The organism is Shewanella algidipiscicola (assembly GCF_900380485.1).
Classification (GTDB): Bacteria; Pseudomonadota; Gammaproteobacteria; order Enterobacterales; family Shewanellaceae; genus Shewanella; species Shewanella algidipiscicola.
Genome location: NZ_OXJV01000021.1, coordinates 48,494 through 64,513, shown reverse-complemented (window position 1 = coordinate 64,513; position 16,020 = coordinate 48,494). Strand labels below are relative to the sequence as shown.

The following is a 16,020-nucleotide window of genomic DNA, read 5'->3' as shown; positions in this document are numbered from 1 at the left end:
AAAATAAAATAAGGGTGGGAGTCGCCACAATGAAAAAAGAGACGCAGATAGTTAGCCTAGGCAGAGACAAAAAGTGGACTAAAGGGGTGATTAACCCCCCCGTATTTCGCGCATCAACCGTGATCTTTGACACTATGGAAGAGATGCGTTTTGCCACCAAAAACCGCGCCAATGGCGAGATGTTTTATGGCCGTCGCGGCACCCCTACCCACTTTGCGTTTCAAGCCGCCATCGCCGAACTAGAAGGCGGCGTCGGTACCGCGTTATACCCTTCTGGTTCTGCTGCCATCTCGGGCGCATTATTATCGTTTTTAAAGGCTGGCGATCATCTCTTGATGGTCGATAGCGCCTACGAACCGACCCGGGATCTGTGCGACAAGCTGCTCAAAGGCTTCGGCATTGATACCACCTATTACGATCCCATGATTGGCGCCGACATCGCCACGCTTATCCAGCCCAATACCAAAGTATTATTTCTCGAATCCCCCGGCTCTATCACCATGGAAGTGCAAGATGTGCCCACCCTCAGCCGTATTGCCCACCAGCATAATATGGTGGTCATGTTAGATAATACCTGGGCATCACCTATCAACTCGCGTCCATTTGATATGGGGGTCGATATTTCGATCCAGGCTGCTACCAAGTATATTGTAGGTCACTCAGATGTGATGCTGGGCACGGCCACAGCAAACAGTCTGCATTGGGATCAACTGCGGGAAAACAGTTACTTAATGGGTCAGTGTACCTCTGCCGACGATGTCTATCTTGCCAGTCGCGGACTGAGAACATTGGGCGTGCGTATGGCACAGCATGAACAAAATGCGCTTAAAGTCGCTAATTGGTTAGTCAGCAGACCCGAGGTGGATCATATTCGTCACCCCGCATTTGCAAGCTGTCCAGGTCATGCGTTTTTCAAACGCGATTTCAACGCATCCAATGGTTTATTTTCATTTGTGTTAAAGCAAGGCAACCTCAAATCGGTTACCGCACTGGTCGAAAATATGGAACACTTTAAGATGGGCTTTTCTTGGGGCGGTTATGAAAGTCTGATCTTGGGCGTATTTGGAATCGATAAACTGCGCACAGCAACCCACTGGGACAGCAGTAAACCCTTAATCCGCTTACACATAGGACTGGAAAACCCGGACGATCTCATTGACGATTTAGCCCGCGCTTTTGAGCGGTTCAACCAAGCCCAAGGCTAAATGAGGCGTTGGCGCACTCAGGCTAGGGGGTAAACAAAGGGTAGCGCTAAAGGTTTAACCAGAGATTGTAATGGTTAAACCCGATGCCATCGCCCCCAAGTCTGGTCTATGTGACTAAAATACTCAACGGGAAACTTACCGGACTAACACTTCGAATTAGCGCTTACTCATCGCAAGTATAAAATGGGTTAGCACATTCTTTTTAACGTACGGAGTTACCAGCCTTAGTTGCTGGATCTTGCCAAGCGTGTGTACCATATAAAGGCACCGTTGAGAGGGCGTGCTTATGGCTGCCATTGGTTTCTTTAGTTGAATACGACAGGTAAATTAAGGTTTGATTTTCAGCATCATAGATTCGGCGCACCTTAAGCACTTTAAATAAAATGCTCAATGAAGCCTTAAACACCACCTCGCCATTTTTGCTCTTATCGATGGTGGCAATATCCGCGGCGGTTATTGGCCCAGTTTGGCGACAGGCGATACCCATATCAGAGGGATCGGCAAAATCTAGGTTGGCTTCGATACGGCTAATATGACAGCTGACACCCGGCACTTTGGGATCGTCCAAAGCATCGATAAGCACATCTTTTGTAGTAAACAGACCAAGACTCACCTTGCCGACATCATCACCGCAGCCTGTGGCCATTAACATCACGCTAGCAAGTAACAAGGAGGTTAACCCCTTAGATGAATAGAATTGGGCTGTTGGCGCTTGCGATAAAAATGATGAAAAAAATGACATAGTAGCTTCCCTGTAACTTAAACCTGAATGACTTGAGCCTGAATAATTTGAGCCTGAATAATTTGAACTTGGGTGACTTAAATGTGAGTTGCTTGAACTTTAGTGGCTTCACTTAAACGACGTGCATCTGAATCACTCACATATCAGCCACTTGAGTACGCACCTAAAATACCTACTTGAATATCAGTCACTGGATGATAATGCCTTTTAACGGTAAATACCTAAATTAATCCTATTTACCGTTAAAGGCATAACCCCACCGCCTTGAGTTAATCGCCTGCGTCAGAATGAAATAGCCTTGGTTATCAGGCATTCATTAACCGGCTTTAATTAAAGATGCGTTGCGACCAGCGGGTTAATCCTGCCGTGACGCTACCAAAATGATCGCCAACGACAATATCGATTGCAGGATAGATGGCCGCGATACTGTTGTAGATAGCCGGGCTTTTCGCTGTCCCGCCCGTCACGTAGATAATATCGGGCATGACACCAGATTCGGCTAACGCAGCAGCCATCAAAGATTGAATTTGCGCCACAGGCTGACTAATGGCATCGATAAACATCTGCTCGTCGACATTGGCATCCAATTGCTGGCAAATATAATCTAGCGTCACTGTGGTTTTGCTTGTCTCTGACAAGGCAATTTTCGCCGCTTCAGCACTTCTGACAATACGATAACCTAGCTGATCTTGCTGCACTTTTAACAAGCGCTGTAGCAAGTCGGCGCGCTCGGCATCGGTAATCAGCGCTTTGATCATATTGCGCGAGCTCAGGCTGGCAAAGTCGCGCTGAGCGCTAATATCATTGACAGCCACCGCATTCCAAAACGGTTTACTTGGTACAGGTAGGCCATTGACCATATGACTGCCAAGCCCCATGTGCTGCATAAAAGCTTTCATCGATAAGGCGATATCCAGATCGTTACCCCCGATCCGCTGTCCACTATGACCTAAGAAATCGTCGCTGCGATCGGCTTTGTCGATATGCGATGGGCCCATTTTGACCACAGAGCAGTCTGTGGTGCCGCCACCAACGTCGACAACCAACACCGTTTTATCATCGGTTAAGCTGGCTTCAAAATCCATGCCTGCCGCTAGCGGTTCAAACAAAAAGGCCACGGCCTCAAATCCAGCTCGGCTGGCCGCTAAACGCAAGATACCTTCGGCTTGGGCATTACTCTCTTCGCCGCCAATGCCTTGAAAGTTGACCGGACGACCTATCACCGCATGGGTCACTTTTTGGCCGCGGCTCGCCAGCTTTGCATCGGCGAGTTGTTTGATGTGCAGCATCATCATGGTGACGATATCTTCGAATAAGGCCACTTGGTCTGCTCGTAATCCTGTCGCACCTAAAAACGATTTAGGTGAACGGACATAAAAGCCCTCTTCGGGCATCTCAAGGTAATGTTGCACCGCTTGTTCGCCAACAAAAACCGCCTGTTCATCTGCATCTAGGTCTAGCTCTCGACGAGCTTGGCGGGCACGACTCAACTGCGCTGAGCGTGCTGTTGCATAGGCGCTTTGCTGCTCAGCCGGCAGCGCTTTAAACACTGCCTCACAAATAAGGTCCCGGTCGAGGGCATATAAGGTTGAAACCAGATAATGTGAATCAGTTGACAAGGGTAATAGCGTAACAGTGTCTTGATCCATTATTCCCACGGCGCAATTGGCGCTACCGTAATCGAATCCAACAAACATGCTTAAGCTCCAACGAGTAAAAAGCCGTGCAAAATAACACACTCGCACTAAAAGACAACCAACGTCATACAATAATCGCGCCCCAACAGGGAAATAACTTCAGTTCAGGAGACATTAACGCCGCACCTAGGCAACCGATTGCCGCTCACGTGTGGCACTCGCCTGCTAAGCACATGGCACAACTACTCACATATGACCAGCCCAATGACGCTTAATAGACTAGACTTAATATTAGCTAGACTCAGGACGCCGTTATGACTGCACAGCTAACATCAGCAAGATGGGCTCGCAAGAGCGAATGGCTCACCCACCGCAGGCAGATAAATTGGCAATGGACTCACCGGCCGCAGGCCAACGAGATCATAACCAGTATCATAGGCCTGCTTGTGATGCTATTACTGACTATATGTGCCTCGAGCACTGCTATGGCGCAAGCTAAAATCCACGCCATCACAGAGCCACAAGCTCACACACAGCAGAACGTGCCATTATTACGCTTTGAAGGGGCTATCGGCCCAGCTGTCAGCGAATACTTGATCAGCGAAATCACTCAGGCGAATCAACTTCCTTTATCGCAGCGTCCCCCCTTGCTAATGATCACTATGGACACCCCGGGTGGCCTTGTCAGTAGTTTACGTACCATCAACCAAGCCATATTGGCCTCGACAATACCTATCGCGTGTTTAGTCTCCCCCTCTGGCGCCAGAGCCATGAGTGCGGGAACCTATATCTTGTACGCCTGCCATGTTGCAGCAATGGCACCTGCCACAACCTTAGGTGCAGCAACGCCAGTCAAGATGGGGGGGCCTATATCTCCGCCTAATACTCCCTCACCTAAAGATTCCACCCCTGCCGATCGCGGCGATAAAAATGGCAGTGGTGAAAATAACAATAGAGATAAAATAACCCCGTCAGATAATGGCAGTGCAATGGAGCGTAAGGTGTTAAATGATGCCGTAGCGAGCATTCGCGCCTTAGCGACACTGCGCAAGCGTAACATCGACTTTGCCGAGCGTGCTGTCACCGAGGCCGCCACCTTGACGGCAACTGAAGCCTTAGCCCAAAACGTGATCAACTTTATTGCTGATGATGCCGCCGATCTGCTAGCTCAACTCAATGGCACCCATGTGGATATGGGGGATAAACTGCTGACATTAACCTTAGACAATGCCCAACTCATAGCCCATCAACGCAGCTGGCGTAATCACTTTATTGCAACCATTACCGACCCCAATGTCGCCTATATTTTAATGCTGATTGGTATTTACGGCATATTGCTCGAATTTTATAGCCCAGGAGTCGGCGTTGCGGGGGTGACTGGCGCCATATCACTGCTTATCGCTTTGTATGCTTTTCAGTTACTGCCTATCAATTATGTTGGACTAGGCTTGATGTTATTAGGTATCAGCTTGTTAGTTGCCGAATCTATGGTGCCAAGTTTTGGCATTTTCGGGTTAGGCGGTGCGGTCGCATTTGCTCTAGGCTCCATTTTCCTCATGGACAGTGAGGTAGAGGATTTTTCGATTTCGCTGCCACTCATTGGTGCAGTAACCGTTACAGCGCTGCTATTTTCGCTGTGGGTATTAACCACCCTGTGGCGGCAACGTCAACGTAAACCCGTGAGTGGTGATGATGTGATTGTCGGCGCACAGGCCATAGTCGTAGAGGGATTTATTGAAAAAGGATTTGTCAGCCTTGATGGCGAACATTGGGCCGCGGTGAGTGATAAACCGACCCATACGGCTCAGCGGGTTTTGGTGCTTGCTAGAGACCACCTCACCCTAAAAGTTACCCCGACTTCCGCCCTTCCCGCTAAGGAGATTATCAATGGACGCAATTAGTTATAACCCTTCGGTGTTTTTTATCGCGCTAGGTTTTTTGCTATTGGCTGTGCTATTTAGTGCCTTCAGAATCCTACGAGAATATGAACGCGGCGTGATCTTTATGTTAGGGCGCTTTTACCAAGTCAAAGGGCCGGGACTGATTATCGTCATCCCTCTTATCCAACAAATGGTGCGTGTTGACCTGCGTACCGTAGTGATGGATGTCCCCACTCAAGATGTGATCAGCCGCGATAATGTATCCGTTAAGGTGAATGCAGTGCTCTACTTTCGAGTGATCGATGCGCAAAAGGCGATCATTAATGTAGAAGACTACTTACAAGCCACCTCACAGCTAGCGCAAACGACCCTACGTTCGGTACTAGGCCAACATGAACTGGATGAAATGCTCGCCAATCGAGAGATGCTCAATACCGACATTCAATCAATATTAGATAGCCGCACCGACGGTTGGGGCATTAAGGTATCGAATGTCGAGATTAAACATGTGGATCTGAATGAAACCATGGTACGTGCCATAGCAAGACAAGCTGAAGCAGAGCGAACTCGTCGAGCCAAGGTGATACATGCCTCTGGTGAAATGGAAGCCTCGGCCAAACTGGTCACCGCCGCGAAAACCCTGGCTAAAGAACCTAACGCGATTTTACTACGCTACCTGCAAACGTTAACCGAGATCGCTGGCGAAAAAAATTCGACGATTTTATTTCCTCTGCCGATGAACTTACTTAACGGCATTATGGATAAAACCCTATCTGGCGAGGAACCAATGATAACCAACGCTGCAACGGCAGACGATAATAGCAATGCCAATCTTGGCACCATGGCTGATCTCAATGACGCTACTGTTGATGCGCCCTCTTCAGCGAATGAATCCAAGACGGACTAAGTGCCACGCTTATAGTGTTAATCGATTCACCATAATCATTACAGTTGCACCTTACTGACCAAAGCGAGTCGCCTCAAATCGATTAAGCAAGCTATGCACGCAATAACAGGCAATCAGAGTCAATACGATCGCCACCATGATGCTGCTGGCGCGGTACAAACTGCTAAACACCAAGTCGTTATTTGGGGTTAAGTTTTGTCCATACAAGATGCCTAGTGTCGACATTCCCGCAAAACCAACGCCAGAGCCCATCGCCTCGCTAATATGCGCTTGACTGAACAACAAGCTAAATAACCAAAACAGTGGCAATAATAACACTAATTCATGCGACCAGTTATACAGCAACAGCTGGATCATTAAACCACAACTGACCCCTAAAATGGTGCCCAGAGCACGCCGCCGAGCATAGTCGAGCGCGCCATTCCAATGCATAGGAAATAGGAGCAACAGTGTGGTCGCCTGCGCCGATAACGAATCACGCAGGTCAAACACCTGAAACAGGCAAAAAGATAAGGTCGCCACACTGGCACCTAATAGAGCCTCATGTCGCATACGATTAGGACCTTTGCTGGGCGCAGTTGGCGCGGCTCTAGGGCTAACATCAGGAAACACCAGCATCATCAATAACGCTATCGCAATTGAGACGATATGTCCCCAAAAATTACAAAATACCAAATCGATTAAGTTTGTGTCTGGATAGCTGGCAAAATGCAGCATGATACTCAAACTAATGACGCCATTGGCACCAAACAGAAATAGGCTACCGCGCGACATACAGGCAAATCGATACAGAAATAACACGAAGGCCAGCAATGACATCACCACAGGTTGTCCGCCAAACACTCCTGCGATGAGGCTCACTTCAAGAATAGATAACACCGATGAGGCGATCACTTGGCGAGTCACATGCATCGACATGACAGGCACTAACCCCAGCAATAACATGGGCGTTACGGTAAAAAACACCCCATAATTAAAGCCCATCAGCTTGCTACATAAAAAGCCGAGACTGGCCCCTGTGGCGATACGTAAACATTGCTGCAGATCGTTGCTTGTCATCGGATGATGACGAATTAACTGCATAACCACCTCAATAAATATAGTGCAACAAGCTAATGAGCTTTATTTGCCCACTGGCCAACAAGCGATAGGCACCATTTTCTGGCTGCAGTTGCACTGTAGCTTTGGCACCTGCTGGTAAGGTATTGGGTTGTGATCCATTCATATCCAGGTGCAACCTAAAACGCTGCGCATCACGAACCCAGCGATTAGACTCTTCAGGTGTCGCTAAACGACCATCTGCAGCAAACTGCGCCACACTAACACCAGCATCAAGGCTACTGACTTTAGCCTCATAGACCTGACCAGGCTGACTATCAAAGGCCACCCACGCGTTGGCGCCGCGACTAACATGACGCAGGCTTTTCTCACGAAAATCGGCGATAACATCGACATCCTCAAGCACCAAGGCCATCACAGGCGAGCCATTATTGACCATGTTGCCAGACGCGAGCTGCACATTGGTAACGACCCCATCATGATCGGCGCGTATTTGGGTATAGCTCAGGGCTAAACGTGCTTTTTTGAGGTTATTGTGTGCTTGACGTAATTTAAGATTACTGTCTCCAGCATCGCCACGCAGCGTACTGACCTTGGCTAATTGTGCCTTAGCGGCGCGCAGCTGAGATAAACTGGCTTTCACTTGGGTCCGCGCTTGATCTATCATCTGTTGCGACACACTTTGCTGGGAATAAAGCGATTGTATGCGCTTAGCTTCGCGCTGCTTTAAGGCAAAGTTAATTTCACTGGCCGCCACATCTGCCTCTGCCACAGCCATAGCGGCATCGAGTTCGGCATTATCTTGCTTTGCTTGTTCAAGGGCCAACTCAGCCTGCTCTAACGCGAGTTGATATTCGGTAGGATCGAGCCTAAATAGCGGATCGCCTTGAGTCACTTGTTGATTATTATTCACATAGACCTGCACCACTCTACCGCTGATCTGCGGTGCTACTTGAGTTATGGTACGAGTCGCCATGGCCTGGGTCGTTAACGGCATTTTGATATCGGCAAGTAAAAAATAACTAAAAAGTAGCAAAAAGCCCACAATGGCAAATTTGACTAACCGCGTAAATTGTTGATCTGGCGTCATATACTCTAGATTACTCCTGTGCTTTAGTTGCGGTAGCCTCTAATCTAGCCGCCGCATTGTGACTAATTTGGTTAAGTGTTTGTTCAAACTGCGCTTGCATTTCAAGACTAACTCCTGACAGCAATTCGGCGCGTACCCGAATAATTTTAGCTTCCATTTGATCTACTACTGCAAGTCCCGCCTTGGTCAGTGCAACACGTCTGACACGTTTGTCATGCTCACAGCAGTGACGTATCACCAACCCCTGCTGTTCTAACTGGCCTAAAGTACGCATCAACGAAGCCAACTCAATTTCTAATGCCTCTGCGAGGTGCTTTTGGCTCACATCTTGACCGATACGGTACAGCTTCCACAACGCGGTCCAGCGAGAATGGGTTAACCCCAGCGGGGATAATTCGCCATCGGCAACCATTCGCCACAACCGATGCAAGCGGCCTAAACGTTCACCTAACGACAATTCTGAATGCTCGGCCATTGGCTGAGCAGAGTTTACATGTTCGCTTTCGGTCTTATTCACTGTACTCACCATTATTAAGTGGATGACAACTCATCCTCTGCATTATGTTGTTATCCGGCTGCATGTCGCCCAGCGCCAGTGTTATAGAGCATTAACCAGCCCTGAGATGAATTGTGCCTTTAAGGCAATATGACACCTACACACCATGTTGATATCCTTATGTCATGGGACTGGGCAGTCTTGAGGTTTTTTACTTAGCCTGCTAAGCATTATATTTACTTAGCAGGCTAAGTAAATAGGTGCGGTAAAAAATAATGCGGCGAGCATAAGCGTTACTGACAGGTGAAATACAACTGCAGCACATAAAGTGTGCGGCTTCGTCTATTGAGTCATTACAGATATGCCATAAGTACTGGATAACGTTATGAGCCCATTTGATTAGATGTTGGGGATGCGGCTCTGGGATATGACTTGAATAAAAACTGGAATCAAGCGTTTAAATAGAGAGCGTTAACACTAAGCTTGAAGCATGTTGCTTTATGCAAATAAGAGCCAAAAGAACACTCTAATGATCCAAGTTAAAAATAGATATTGATGTTGTAATAAACAAAGAAAAAGCGAGCATTGCTTAATACAATACTCGCCTTAGTTTCTTACCAAGAACGCTAATAGAGACAGTCTATCAACACCAACCCATAAAAACCTCTATTAACCCTGCAGAAGATACAGAGTGTCGCCCGATGCAACATATTCTGTAGCAGTGAGTTCAGTATAGACGCTACAGATAAAACGCCAATGCTCATTATAAAAAAATCTAAATGAGCACAGTTTTATGCCGTTTTTCTAATAACATACTAATGGCTTTATTGCTGCGCCACCACTAGGTCTGCAACAAAGGGATTAGCCTTAATCGGTTTAGCGTTCATCTTGTTGGCTTTGCTTTAAAGCCAACTTGTGTAAACGGCGCTGCTCTATCACAGAGTTAACGTCACTGCCGATATGAGTTTCACCGCGCGCTTTAGCCAGCTGAACTTGACGCTCTCGCTCAGCAAAACGCTCACGCTGCTTGTCTGATACTTTATCGACACAATATGGGCAGCTGATCCCTTTGACATAATGCTCACTGGCTTTATCAGCCTCGGTGATCGGTAAACGACAGGCATTACATTGATCGTATTCACCCTTTTCGAGTTGATGATTGACTGACACACGGTTATCGAAAACAAAACATTCACCCTGCCATAGGCTTTCTTCAGGCTGTACCTCTTCTAAGTATTTCAGCACGCCGCCTTCAAGGTGGTAGACCTCATCAAATCCCTGCTCTTTCAAATAAGCGGTCGACTTTTCACAGCGAATACCGCCAGTGCAGAACATGGCGACTTTTTTATGTTTAGCCGGATCAAGATTTTCCTTCACATAATCAGGAAACTCTCTAAAGGTTTGTGTCTTTGGGTCAACCGCATGCTTAAACGTACCAATGCTCACTTCGTAGTCATTACGGGTGTCGATAAGGAGGACGTCAGGATCTGAAATCAGTTGGTTCCAATCTTTTGGCTTGACATAGGTACCGACCACTTTGCGCGGATCGATCCCCTCAACGCCCATAGTGACAATCTCTTTTTTAAGCTTCACTTTGGTGCGATAAAAAGGCATTTCAGCATCAAATGATAACTTGTAGACAATATGGTCGAGCCCTGGCTGCTGTTCTAACCAGGCCAATAGTGAATCGATAGCCGCTTGGGTACCGGCAACAGTTCCGTTGATGCCTTCGCTGGCTAATAACAAGGTGCCTTTGATGCCCACTGATTCCATTTGAGCCAATAACGGCTGTTGGACTTCGGCAAAATGAGGCAGAGATACAAATTTATATAGCGCACAAACAACGACTTGAGACATACTTTCCTCTATATGCTGGCTGAGGCGTAATCCCCAGTGCATGTAAACCGCCTAAAAATGTGATTTCAGGCGCAAAATTGGAGCGTGATTCTACCTAAATCACACTCGAATAAACAGGCACAAAGAGTAAGGTTATTGCAAACAACCAGATCAAATCCGCAGGTTAACGACAAAGTGCACGCCCTCACCTTACCCCAAAAGTATTCCACCGTTATAAACGCCCCGCCCCTATTGGTCTATCGCCAGGGCCGACACCCAATGACAACCTCAGCCATAAACAATTGGGATTTTATTTGCGATCTGGCTCAAAACAGTGAAAATAGTCACTTAAGAAAGGAGAGAGTTATGCCCCGCGTCACCTTATATTCATTTCGTCGATGTCCTTACGCTATGCGCGCTAGACTCGGTATATGGCTTGCACAACATACAGTCGAGTTGCGTGAAATCATCTTAAAGCATAAGCCTCAGGCCATGCTTGAGGCCAGCCCCAAAGGCACTGTACCCGTGTTAATCCTGCAAGATGGCACTGTTATCGATGAAAGTCTCGATATTATCAAATGGGCATTACAGCATAACGATCCTTTAGATTTACGCCGTTTGGACCAACCAACACTACAGGCGTTGAATGAATCGCTTATCCAGCAAAACGATAATGACTTTAAGCCTTACTTAGACAAATACAAATACGCCGATCGTCACCCAGAGCAACAAGCAGAGGATTATCGGGAGCAAGGGGAGCATTTTATTGCCAGACTCGAACAGCAACTGCAAATCGGTCCCTATTTACTTGGCGAACGGTTGAGCCTCGCTGACATCGCTATTTTTCCGTTTATTCGTCAATTTGCCCATGTCGACCTACCTTGGTGGCAGCAAGCGCCCTACCCTAAGGTGCAAACTTGGTTGCAAACGCTGCTTAATAGCGAAATGTTTAACGCTATCATGGGCAAATACCCCACCTGGCTCGACAGTGGTGAGGCGGTTATGTTTACAGGTGATCCCTTGCTCTTAAAAAGTAAGACGCAATAAAAAGCCCAAATAAAGCATCCATTCACCCGCGATCCCTCGCTGACAATTATTCACATAGACGTCCCCCTGCTAATAAGGTTATATCGCTCACAAACCGTTAGCCAAATGGGGGCGCGATCTCGTACAATCAACCATCTTCCTCGATAACGCTTAACCAAGCGTTATCCGCTTCAATGTTAATTAATTTCGTATCACAAGAGGTATCAGTGAACACAGCGTCTGTCCCACCATCGCACGACAAGGCTTGCGTGACTCATTTAAATTTAGCGCTATTGATCCCCATGCTAGCGGCTATTGTTGCGATTACGCCGCTGGCTATCGACATGTATTTGCCGGCGATGGCAACCCTTGCATTGAGCTTTAATTCAAGCATTACCACAGTGCAGCAATCACTAAGCCTCTATCTGGCGGGTTATGCTCTTGGCATGCTCACCTTCGGCCCTATCGCCGACAAAGTAGGTCGTAAACCATTGGTGATTATCGGACTCAGTGGCTTTATGTTGGTGAGTCTTGGCTTAGCCTTTGTGACGAATGTCGAGCTGTTTTTAGGCTTACGCTTTTTACAAGCCTTTATTGGCGCAGCAGCAACGGTTGTAGTACCCGGTTATATTAAAGAGGTATATGGCAAAAATACTGCTAAAGGGATGTCGTATGTCAGCTTGATCATGATGTTAGCCCCACTTATCGCCCCCACGATAGGCAGTATTATTTTAGAGCTCGGAGACTGGCATTTAATCTTTTTTACGCTGAGCGGTTATGCGCTCTTATTGTTGCTCTTAGTGGTCACCAAACTCAAGATGCCCAGTGATGAGCGCGGCGCGCAGCGCAGTCAAAAAAGCTTCTTTGGCGCCTATGCTGTGGTGTTTACTAAGCCCGGGGTTAAACTCAATTTGGCCAGTGGGGTGCTCACCTCGTTTGCTTTTTTCTGTTATTTAACCGCCTCGCCCTTTGTCTATATGGAGGTGTTTGGCTTAGATAAGTCACTGTTTGCAATTCTCTTTAGCACTAATGTCGGCGCACTGATGTTAGCGAATGTGGTCAATAGCAAAATTGTGATGCAATATGGCTCACGACGTATGCTCAAAGTTGCCACCCTGCTGGCAAGCGTAGCTGGAGCTGCACTACTTAGCGTTAACTTAGCCGATTTAAGTTATCACTACACCGTCGCCATGTTGATCCCGTTAATGGGCTGCTTAGGCATAATGTCGGTTAATGCCGATGCCATAGTGCTGATGAAGTTTCAGCAAGAAACAGGCACGGCAACTGCGGTTATCGGCACCTTACGCTTTGGATGCGGCGCGTTAGCCGGTCCCTTGCTGGCGCTGTTTTATACAGGCACTGCGGTGCCCTTTGCTGCACTGATGTTAGCCGCTGTGATATTGGTGGGACTGTGCCAATTTTTAGCCCATCACATAAACCCAGCTTCCGATAAAGAACCAGAACAAGCTGAATAACTTAATCCCCTCAAGCTGGGGGGGATTCTGCCTATGAGCTTGGTGCATTATAGGCCTCAAACCATAGGTCCCAAATCATAGATCCCAGACCATAAGCTAAAAACCTTGCCCTAAAAACCATAGACCCCAAACCTTGCCCCTATTTAAAGTCAGGGGCAGCAATAACCGCCCCGCACGCAACCATAATGCAACAATTCACCTGATTTATTTCCATCTACCCAAAATATTTAAACAAAACGCTTGATTTAACAGCACTATTTTATATGATGAAATTCTGCTCAATAACGGCAGTCACTCAAGCTAACAAGCTAACACATTGATGTACGGGTGATTAACGAGTTTGAAGTACCCTTCAAACTTATCATTTCAAGCGATTACCGTCGCTGTAGCAAGATACTGCATACCGTAGCGGTAACTATTGAGGGATCAATAATGGAGAAGTTATCCGGCGCCAGCATGATCGTCCGTTCACTTATCGACGAAGGCGTTAAACACATTTTCGGCTACCCTGGTGGCTCTGTTCTCGACATCTATGATGCCTTGCATCAACAATCTGGTATCGAACATATCCTTGTTAGACACGAACAAGCCGCCGTGCATATGGCAGATGGCTACGCACGCGCAACGGGCGATGTGGGAGTGGTGCTGGTGACCTCCGGCCCAGGTGCAACTAATGCCATTACTGGTATTGCTACCGCTTACATGGACTCTATTCCATTGGTGGTGTTGTCAGGACAAGTGCCCAGTAACCTTATCGGTAATGATGCCTTTCAAGAGTGCGACATGATTGGTATTTCACGACCTGTGGTAAAACACAGTTTCTTAGTGACCGATGCTAAAGATATTCCAGAGATCATCAAAAAAGCCTTTTATATTGCCGCGACAGGCCGTCCAGGCCCCGTCGTCGTCGATATCCCCAAAGATTGCTTGAACCCACAGATATTGCATGACTATCAATATCCACAAGAGATCAACATGCGCTCCTACAATCCGACGACCTCGGGCCACAAAGGCCAAATTCGTCGCGGTTTACAAGCACTGCTAACGGCTAAAAAACCTGTGCTTTATGTTGGCGGAGGGGCGGTTACCGCTGGCTGCGATCAGCAAATTCTTACCCTATCTGAAAAACTGGGGATCCCAGTGGTGAGCACGCTAATGGGGCTGGGTGCCTTTCCTGGCACCCACGATAACAGCGTCGGCATGCTCGGTATGCATGGCTGCTACGAAGCGAATATGACCATGCATCATTCAGATTTAATCTTCGGCATTGGGGTGCGATTTGATGATCGCACCACTAACGCCGTTGAAAAATATTGCCCAAATGCCACGATTTTACACATCGACATCGATCCGTCCTCGATTTCTAAGACAGTACATGTGGACATCCCCATCGTCGGCTCGGCAGACAGTGTACTGGATAATATGCTAGCGCGTCTGGCAGAAGACAGTCAGCTTGATAACGATAAAACGGCGATTGACCAGTGGTGGAGCCAAATCAATCAATGGCGCTCACGGGACAGCTTAGCGTATGACAAAACCAGTGGCCGAATTAAGCCTCAACAAGTGATTGAAACTCTACATAAGTTAACCAATGGCGATGCCTACGTAACCTCAGATGTGGGTCAACACCAGATGTTTGCCGCGCTTTATTACCCCTTTAATAAACCACGTCGTTGGATAAACTCTGGCGGCTTGGGCACCATGGGATTTGGTTTGCCGGCGGCGATGGGCGTTAAAATGGCTATGCCCAATGAGACAGTGATCTGCGTGACAGGCGATGGGTCGATACAGATGAACATTCAAGAGCTATCCACCGCTTTGCAATACGATACGCCAGTTAAAATTATCAACTTAAACAATCGTTTTCTTGGCATGGTTAAGCAATGGCAAGATATGATCTACTCAGGACGTCACTCACACTCCTATATGGATTCGGTACCCAATTTTGCCAAAATTGCCGAAGCCTATGGCCATGTGGGCATGACCATTAGCGATCCCGCAGAGTTGGAGGCTGGCCTAGAAAAAGCGCTGGCGATGAAAGATAAACTGGTCTTTGTTGATATTAGTGTCGATGAAACTGAGCATGTTTACCCTATGCTTATTCGCGGCGGGGCGATGAATGAAATGTGGTTAAGCAAAACGGAGAAAAGCTAATGCGTCGTATTATTTCTGTGTTACTTGAAAACCAACCCGGCGCATTATCTCGTGTGGTCGGCTTGTTCTCCCAGCGTGGCTACAATATTGAGAGTTTAACCGTTGCACCGACTGATGATGTGACCCTATCGCGTTTAAACATCACAGTGGTGGCCGACGCAGCGGTGTTAGAACAGATAGAAAAACAGCTGCATAAACTTATCGACATCTTAAAGGTCGCTAATATCACTGAGTCCAGCCATATCGAACGCGAACTGGCGTTAGTGAAAGTTAAAGCCAAAGGCGCTGGACGCGCCGAAGTGAAGCGCACTGCCGATATTTTTCGTGGTCAGATAGTCGATGTCACCGCCGAGCTTTACACCATACAGATGACAGGCACCACAGAAAAACTGGACGCTTTTATCAGTGCTCTGGGCGAGGTTACCAAAGTGATTGAAGTCTCTCGCTCTGGTGTAGTGGGGTTATGTCGCGGCGAAAAGTCGATGCGTGCGTAGCACATTGCCCACAAAGCAA

At 47.5% G+C, this 16,020-nt stretch carries 13 protein-coding genes; 7 read left to right on the top strand and 6 right to left on the bottom strand.

The genetic code is table 11. From position 1 onward, the window contains the following. Positions 1-29: 29 nt before the first annotated feature. The gene (locus tag DN599_RS17575; protein WP_110458984.1) at positions 30-1,205 is read left to right on the top strand and encodes a cystathionine beta-lyase; all 1,176 of its coding nucleotides are present in this window, start codon (positions 30-32) and stop codon (positions 1,203-1,205) included. A 202-nt stretch (positions 1,206-1,407) separates the two neighbouring features. Here DN599_RS17575 and DN599_RS17570 read toward each other — a convergent pair whose 3' ends face one another. Both DN599_RS17570 and yegD read right to left on the bottom strand, forming a co-directional pair. Then, positions 1,408-1,857 carry a CreA family protein gene (locus tag DN599_RS17570; RefSeq protein WP_162599246.1) on the bottom strand — a complete coding sequence of 150 codons (450 nt, stop codon included), beginning with the start codon at positions 1,855-1,857 and terminating at the stop codon, positions 1,408-1,410. Positions 1,858-2,273: 416 nt separating this feature from the next. After that, positions 2,274-3,644 carry a molecular chaperone gene (gene yegD, locus DN599_RS17565; RefSeq protein ID WP_110458900.1) on the bottom strand — a complete coding sequence of 457 codons (1,371 nt, stop codon included), beginning with the start codon at positions 3,642-3,644 and terminating at the stop codon, positions 2,274-2,276. 254 nt (positions 3,645-3,898) lie between these two features. On the opposite strand from yegD, the gene DN599_RS17560 reads away from it, so the two are divergent. Further along, entirely contained in the window at positions 3,899-5,485 is a 1,587-nt protein-coding gene (locus DN599_RS17560) for an NfeD family protein (protein ID WP_239473342.1), read from the top strand. Beyond that, a complete protein-coding gene (locus tag DN599_RS17555; protein ID WP_110458899.1) occupies positions 5,472-6,371 on the top strand; it encodes a slipin family protein in 900 nt (299 codons plus the stop codon). The genes DN599_RS17560 and DN599_RS17555 overlap by 14 nt, the downstream gene beginning before the upstream one ends. A 51-nt stretch (positions 6,372-6,422) precedes the next feature. On the opposite strand, the gene DN599_RS17550 is transcribed toward DN599_RS17555, so the two are convergent. From DN599_RS17550 to trhO, 4 genes are all read right to left on the bottom strand, one after another. Next, positions 6,423-7,454 (bottom strand): DUF2955 domain-containing protein, encoded by a 1,032-nt coding sequence (locus tag DN599_RS17550; protein WP_110458898.1) that lies wholly within the window; start codon positions 7,452-7,454, stop codon positions 6,423-6,425. 7 nt (positions 7,455-7,461) lie between these two features. After that, entirely contained in the window at positions 7,462-8,520 is a 1,059-nt protein-coding gene (locus DN599_RS17545; protein WP_110458897.1) for an HlyD family secretion protein, read from the bottom strand. Positions 8,521-8,530: 10 nt separating this feature from the next. Beyond that, the gene (slyA, locus tag DN599_RS17540) at positions 8,531-8,995 is read right to left on the bottom strand and encodes a transcriptional regulator SlyA (protein ID WP_110458982.1); all 465 of its coding nucleotides are present in this window, start codon (positions 8,993-8,995) and stop codon (positions 8,531-8,533) included. An 897-nt stretch (positions 8,996-9,892) separates the two neighbouring features. Beyond that, positions 9,893-10,873: an oxygen-dependent tRNA uridine(34) hydroxylase TrhO gene (gene trhO / locus DN599_RS17535; protein ID WP_110458981.1), complete on the bottom strand. Its 981-nt coding sequence runs from the start codon at positions 10,871-10,873 to the stop codon at positions 9,893-9,895. A 345-nt stretch (positions 10,874-11,218) separates the two neighbouring features. Here trhO and DN599_RS17530 point away from each other — a divergent pair, with 345 nt between their 5' ends. From DN599_RS17530 to ilvN, 4 genes are all read left to right on the top strand, one after another. Then, positions 11,219-11,899: a glutathione S-transferase gene (locus DN599_RS17530; protein WP_110458896.1), complete on the top strand. Its 681-nt coding sequence runs from the start codon at positions 11,219-11,221 to the stop codon at positions 11,897-11,899. 206 nt (positions 11,900-12,105) lie between these two features. After that, positions 12,106-13,353: a multidrug effflux MFS transporter gene (locus DN599_RS17525; protein WP_239473341.1), complete on the top strand. Its 1,248-nt coding sequence runs from the start codon at positions 12,106-12,108 to the stop codon at positions 13,351-13,353. 432 nt (positions 13,354-13,785) lie between these two features. Next, a complete protein-coding gene (locus tag DN599_RS17520; RefSeq protein WP_110458894.1) occupies positions 13,786-15,507 on the top strand; it encodes an acetolactate synthase 3 large subunit in 1,722 nt (573 codons plus the stop codon). After that, positions 15,507-16,001 (top strand): acetolactate synthase small subunit, encoded by a 495-nt coding sequence (ilvN, locus tag DN599_RS17515; RefSeq protein ID WP_110458893.1) that lies wholly within the window; start codon positions 15,507-15,509, stop codon positions 15,999-16,001. The genes DN599_RS17520 and ilvN overlap by 1 nt, the downstream gene beginning before the upstream one ends. Positions 16,002-16,020: the final 19 nt, after the last annotated feature.

What these genes read in the sequence shown, in the direction of transcription:
- DN599_RS17575 (WP_110458984.1), top strand. Translation starts at nt 30, where the DNA reads ATGAAAAAAGAGACGCAGATAGTTAGCCTAGGCAGAGACAAAAAGTGG.
- DN599_RS17570 (WP_162599246.1), bottom strand. Translation starts at nt 1,857, where the DNA reads ATGTTAATGGCCACAGGCTGCGGTGATGATGTCGGCAAGGTGAGTCTT.
- yegD (WP_110458900.1), bottom strand. Translation starts at nt 3,644, where the DNA reads ATGTTTGTTGGATTCGATTACGGTAGCGCCAATTGCGCCGTGGGAATA.
- DN599_RS17560 (WP_239473342.1), top strand. Translation starts at nt 3,899, where the DNA reads ATGACTGCACAGCTAACATCAGCAAGATGGGCTCGCAAGAGCGAATGG.
- DN599_RS17555 (WP_110458899.1), top strand. Translation starts at nt 5,472, where the DNA reads ATGGACGCAATTAGTTATAACCCTTCGGTGTTTTTTATCGCGCTAGGT.
- DN599_RS17550 (WP_110458898.1), bottom strand. Translation starts at nt 7,454, where the DNA reads ATGCAGTTAATTCGTCATCATCCGATGACAAGCAACGATCTGCAGCAA.
- DN599_RS17545 (WP_110458897.1), bottom strand. Translation starts at nt 8,520, where the DNA reads ATGACGCCAGATCAACAATTTACGCGGTTAGTCAAATTTGCCATTGTG.
- slyA (WP_110458982.1), bottom strand. Translation starts at nt 8,995, where the DNA reads ATGGCCGAGCATTCAGAATTGTCGTTAGGTGAACGTTTAGGCCGCTTG.
- trhO (WP_110458981.1), bottom strand. Translation starts at nt 10,873, where the DNA reads ATGTCTCAAGTCGTTGTTTGTGCGCTATATAAATTTGTATCTCTGCCT.
- DN599_RS17530 (WP_110458896.1), top strand. Translation starts at nt 11,219, where the DNA reads ATGCCCCGCGTCACCTTATATTCATTTCGTCGATGTCCTTACGCTATG.
- DN599_RS17520 (WP_110458894.1), top strand. Translation starts at nt 13,786, where the DNA reads ATGGAGAAGTTATCCGGCGCCAGCATGATCGTCCGTTCACTTATCGAC.
- ilvN (WP_110458893.1), top strand. Translation starts at nt 15,507, where the DNA reads ATGCGTCGTATTATTTCTGTGTTACTTGAAAACCAACCCGGCGCATTA.